Source organism: Chelativorans sp. M5D2P16, assembly GCF_034427935.1.
GTDB lineage: Bacteria > Pseudomonadota > Alphaproteobacteria > Rhizobiales > Rhizobiaceae > Chelativorans.
The window spans coordinates 1-4,658 of sequence record NZ_JAXQNM010000035.1 but is presented as its reverse complement, the minus strand read 5'-3'; the positions used below and the strand labels follow the sequence as shown (position 1 = coordinate 4,658).

5 protein-coding genes and 1 pseudogene are annotated in these 4,658 nt (G+C 59.1%); 1 reads left to right on the top strand and 5 read right to left on the bottom strand.

Annotated features, from left to right (window positions below; all coding sequences use genetic code 11):
• From SIN08_RS16065 to SIN08_RS16055, 3 genes are all read right to left on the bottom strand, one after another.
• A partial coding sequence (locus SIN08_RS16065) for a 5-formyltetrahydrofolate cyclo-ligase (RefSeq protein WP_416208087.1) occupies positions 1-334 on the bottom strand: 334 nt, incomplete at its 3' end.
• A gap of 144 nt (positions 335-478) precedes the next feature.
• Positions 479-763, bottom strand: a complete 285-nt coding sequence (locus SIN08_RS16060; protein ID WP_322452611.1) for a sigma factor-like helix-turn-helix DNA-binding protein — start codon at positions 761-763, stop codon at positions 479-481.
• Positions 764-984: 221 nt separating this feature from the next.
• Positions 985-1,821 carry an AraC family transcriptional regulator gene (locus tag SIN08_RS16055; RefSeq protein ID WP_322452610.1) on the bottom strand — a complete coding sequence of 279 codons (837 nt, stop codon included), beginning with the start codon at positions 1,819-1,821 and terminating at the stop codon, positions 985-987.
• Positions 1,822-1,978: 157 nt separating this feature from the next.
• Here SIN08_RS16055 and SIN08_RS16050 point away from each other — a divergent pair, with 157 nt between their 5' ends.
• Complete coding sequence (locus SIN08_RS16050; protein WP_416208086.1) at positions 1,979-2,986, top strand: MBL fold metallo-hydrolase; 1,008 nt, start codon at positions 1,979-1,981, stop codon at positions 2,984-2,986.
• A 723-nt stretch (positions 2,987-3,709) separates the two neighbouring features.
• Here SIN08_RS16050 and SIN08_RS16045 read toward each other — a convergent pair.
• Positions 3,710-4,330, bottom strand: a complete 621-nt coding sequence (locus SIN08_RS16045; protein ID WP_322452335.1) for an isoprenylcysteine carboxylmethyltransferase family protein — start codon at positions 4,328-4,330, stop codon at positions 3,710-3,712.
• Positions 4,331-4,386: 56 nt separating this feature from the next.
• A pseudogene (gene infC / locus SIN08_RS16040) lies at positions 4,387-4,596 on the bottom strand (translation initiation factor IF-3); the annotation flags it as partial.
• Positions 4,597-4,658 lie beyond the last annotated feature (62 nt).

Here is a 4,658-nt window from a genome sequence, read left to right as displayed (position 1 = left end):
GGCCGCCGTGCCGGGCGATATGCTCGACGAGCGCACGCAGGTCCGGTTCGCCGCGGAACGGCCAATAAATGCTGACGGTCAATCCCGCCGCGTTGCCGATGGCCTCTTCGAGTTGGGCTGCGATCCGCAACCCATGCTCGCGCCGCACATCGCTGGGCATGGACAGGCGCGCCTTGATCAGCCGCTCGCGCTCGGCCTTGCGCCAGCGCATTACATCCGCGTGCTGACGCGGGTCAACGACCCCGGCCATGCCCATATAGTGTGGGTCGACCTCGTGCATGAAGCATGGAGAGGAAGCGTATCGCGGTGGGTGGTCGTCCTCGTCGCCAATCATGCGTCGCCTCCGTTCCGAACCGGCAGGTTTTCCTCACCCTCGTTCTTTCGCGATTGAACGGCCACCTTTCATGCGACATTCCACAGCGCACTTTCGTCAGGTGGGCCGGCTCTTGCCTGACGAGGCCTATAATGGCGCAAGGGATCAGAAGGACGCCGCGCGCAACCGCTCGATCACGCGGTCGGCCATCAGTGCGCACCGCTTTCCAGCGAACGGAAAGACGTCGGAAAAACGCGGCAGCAATGCCTTCTCCATCTCCGCGCGCAGCAAACGCCTTGCCCGAAAGAGGCGCGTCTTCACGGTTTCGGGCTTGATCGACAGGAGGTTTGCGGCCGCTTCGGTCCCGAGCCCTTCGATATCGCGCAGGATGAACACTAGGCGAAACGGTTCCGGCAACCGGTCGATGGCATCTTCAAGGAGCCGCCGCACCTGCTCGCGTCCGGTTTGATGACGCCGTTCGCTCTGTTGATGATCTCGTTGTCGACCTGGTTCGACGCGGTGTGGTCGTTGTTGAAGGTGAGGCCCTGATTGAACAATCCGTTACTGTCGATCGTATTGGATGGCCCCGTCAGAATGAGCTGATTGATCGCCGCACCAGCCCGGTTGAGAATGCTGTTAGTGGCTACTTCATAGAACCAAGGATGCAGAAGCTACAATGCCAATACTGAGAGGTTGGCCCCTTCTTCATGGTACGCAGTGTTCCTGAGGCCGAGAAGACTGACTGATGGGGGTGCACCGAAAGTCCGGCGGAAATCATTGGTGAAATGGGCTTGGTCCGCAAAGCCCGCTGCATGGGCGGCTGTTGTAAAATTGCTTCCATTCGCAATCTCTCTTATGGCTACGCGCATTCGGTTCCAAGCCCGGTAGCGACGGAAAGGCACGCCCACCTCCCGAGTGAACATTCGCTGAAACTGGGACGCGGATAAACCCGCGTTCCTTGCCAGCTTCATCACGGGCGTCAGCTCGTCTGAGTGCATTCGCAGGTAATCAGTGGCCGCAGAAACACGCGGATCCATGCGCTTGGCGGCTCGCAGTTTGGAATAGGCGAGTAGGTCGTCTAGTGCTTGGCCGGCCCATCTTGCGCTGGCACTGTCCTCCCACAGCTCACGCATGATGGAGAACTCGCCGCTGCGGCCAACAAGGACGCCGTCCACTTCCCAACTATCGCCGGATAGTGGCACGAGCGCGTCGACACCACCAACGCTTGGCTCAACATAAAAGACCGCCAATGGATAACCGGCGAGATCAAGTTCGTGAAGCACTCCGGCGGGAATGACGGCTGTGCGGCACCAATGCCAACGACCTCCGTGGATTCGCAACCCGAATTTGCTGTACATTCCGGCCAGGTAAACGGGCGCCCCATGCTGATGAAGCCTATTGTATTGAAGCGGCCCTACGAAAAAGGTGCGCATTTCGTCCACATGCCAAAAGGGGCGGAGCGCTGGACTTACGGCAGCACGTTCGTACAAGCCATCTGGAGCAGGCACAGCTAACCTCCCATTGCTTGCGACCGCTGGGCCCTCATCCAGGTCGCAGCACGCGGTGTAAGCGAACCGTGCAGAAATAGAAGGCAGCACGGTCAGGCACTTTGCCAGCAAGTGGAACCGCACTAGCAGGGATCAGTGGCTACGGAGGATACCGCACATGCTTCTGCCTCGCTCGACCTTATCTCGACGAAAAGTTATCGCCTCGGCTGCTACGTTGACAGCGGCTCCGGCGATATTCGGTCTGTTCGCGTCGGCAGCACATGGCGCCGCAATGCCGCTTGGTCCGTCAATGCCCACCCACTATCGGTTCAAACTCGGCGAGTTCGAAGTAACCAATATTCTCGATGCCGGCGCAGTGATCGATGGACCCTGGCCGATCGTAGGGCAAGATCGACCGCAGGCGGAAATCGAAGAGCTGATGCGCCAGAGCCTGCTTCCCGAAAGTAAGTTCCAGCCCGGCTTCACTCCCACGATCGTGAACACCGGCAAAGAGCTCATTCTTTTTGATACCGGTAACGGCGCGGATGGCTTCGTCCCGCGGCCGCATGGCGGCTGGCTTGCGAACCTGCTGGACCCAGCCGGGTTTGCTGCCGAGCAGATCGACCTCGTGGTCCTGACCCATGCGCACCCCGATCATATTGGTGGCTTGATGGAGGGGGGAGAACCGCTGTTTCCCAATGCTCGATACGTAATTGGAGATGCGGAGTTCGATTTTTGGTCGTCCGAGGATCGTCTCGCTGCAGCTCCCGACGACAACGAACATATGTCGGCCAGACTCTTCGCGACGAACGTTGCTCCTTTGGCCGAACGTATAAGCTTTATCAAACCAGGTGACGAGGTTGCCCCCGGCATTCACGCCGTTGAAGCCTACGGACACACCCCAGGACACTTAGCCTTCCACATTGAAAGCCAGGGCAAGCAGCTGTTCGTGTGGGGTGATTGCGCACATCACGAGGTAGCATCGTTAGCGCACCCCGAGTGGCATGCCTTCTTTGATATGGATAAAGCGAAGGGTGCGGAAACCAGACGGCGCATTTACGATATGGTTGCGACTGACCGGCTTCCCGTCGCTGGCTACCACACGTCGTTCCCTTCCCTTGGGTTTGTCGAGAAAAAGGATGGAGGCTACCGCTGGCTGCCGATTTCCTATCAGCTCAATTTATAGATCTTACTCGATCCCGTACCGCAGGTTCATACCGTGAAGTCCTTCGTAGTTCTCCTTCGGCCACAATTAGCAAAGAGGAGAACGAAAGGTCGAATGGGGGCCGTTTGCTGCCCATCCGGTTCTGGCCGAGAAAATGGGAAAGCTGCCATTCGGTTGTCGACCCTAAATCGGCCGTTCGCGGTAAGCGCGGGAAATCCCGAAAGCTGCCATCGTTTGCGAACGAGACGCTGCCGGGCTTTATGGACCGGCTTTAACGATTGACTGCAAGGAGTCGGCTTCGCGACACGGTGGAGCGCCGAACAGCCTTCTATACTCGCGCGAGAACTGGGACGCACTCTCATATCCAACCGCATAGCTCATGTAGCGGCCTCGGCATGTTCGGTCACTAGGTGCCGGCGCGCCTCGTGCAACCCCGTCCTCACCCACCAGGTCAGGCGCGAGCGCACGAATGTCACAGGCGAGATGCAAGCACTGTGGCTGTTCCGCCTCGACAGAAATCTTGAGCAAAGTGTGGAGGACCAGTCTTGGTGAGGGTGTCAGCTTTGCTCACTCAATGCTCGGAGATCAGCCGCCGGCACCACAGATCGTTGTCTGGCCGGCGCCAACCCGCGGATCGGCACCGACTGCTGCACAGGCAATGGCCGGAAAGCCGATCTTTCATCAAGATTGAGGTCGGACCATCTGATAGGGGCGGGCCAATCTAGATTAGCTACCGGCACAGACTCAGAAAAGCCAGAAAAGAATGGGAACCGTACCGGCCTCCTGGGCCACCTCGATGGCCTCGAGCACCGCGATCGCGGCAAGGAAGACGAGACCGTCGACAAACGTGGCGCGAACCCGCTCGGTCTTGAACGTTACTTCCGCGTCGTCGCGATAGATCAGCGGATTGGGCAGAAAACGCGGAACCCGCCGCAGATAGGAGAAATACTCGTCGCCCAGCGTCGTGGACAAGAATCGCTCCTCGCGCCGAGCCACGATATGAAAGAATGCCGCAGACAGCACAAGGCATAAGCAAGTAACGACATAGCTGCCCGTTTGTGCTCCGACCCCGGCCGCCGCTATCGAGGAAAAGAGATAGAGAGGATTGCGGGTAATGGAGTAGGGCCCGGTCGACACGACCACAGCCGACTTGCGCCCGCCGATGTAGAGCGTCGCCCAAAGCCGTCCGCCGATCCCGACCATTACAAGCGCGAGGCCAAGCGTCTCGATGTACTCGTGCATCAGCTCATCATGCAGCGATCCTCCGAACACCAACATCGTGAAGGCGAGCACGATGATGATTGCAAGGATGGCACGGCGAGCCGCCTGATAGCGCGCCAAGGCGCCTGCGTCTCCAGAATTCACCAGCCCTCCACGTCATCGCCCGAGTCATTGCGAGCGACGCTTGTGAGAAAACGTGGCTATTCTAGGGCGAGCACCATCATCATCTGGCGGCCATGGAGCTTGGGATCGGCCTCGACCTGGGTGATGGGCGCATCTTCCTCGCGGACCTTGTTGAGGAGCTGCATGCGGGGTTCCAGATGGGCTATCTCGCGACCGCGGAAACGTAGTGTCAGCTTGACCTTGTCGCCTTCTTCGCAAAATCGCCGCACTGCCCTCATCTTCACCTCTTACACTGATCGGGCGTTCGTCGCTACGCATCGCGGCGATCACAATCCTCCGCGCGTCGCCA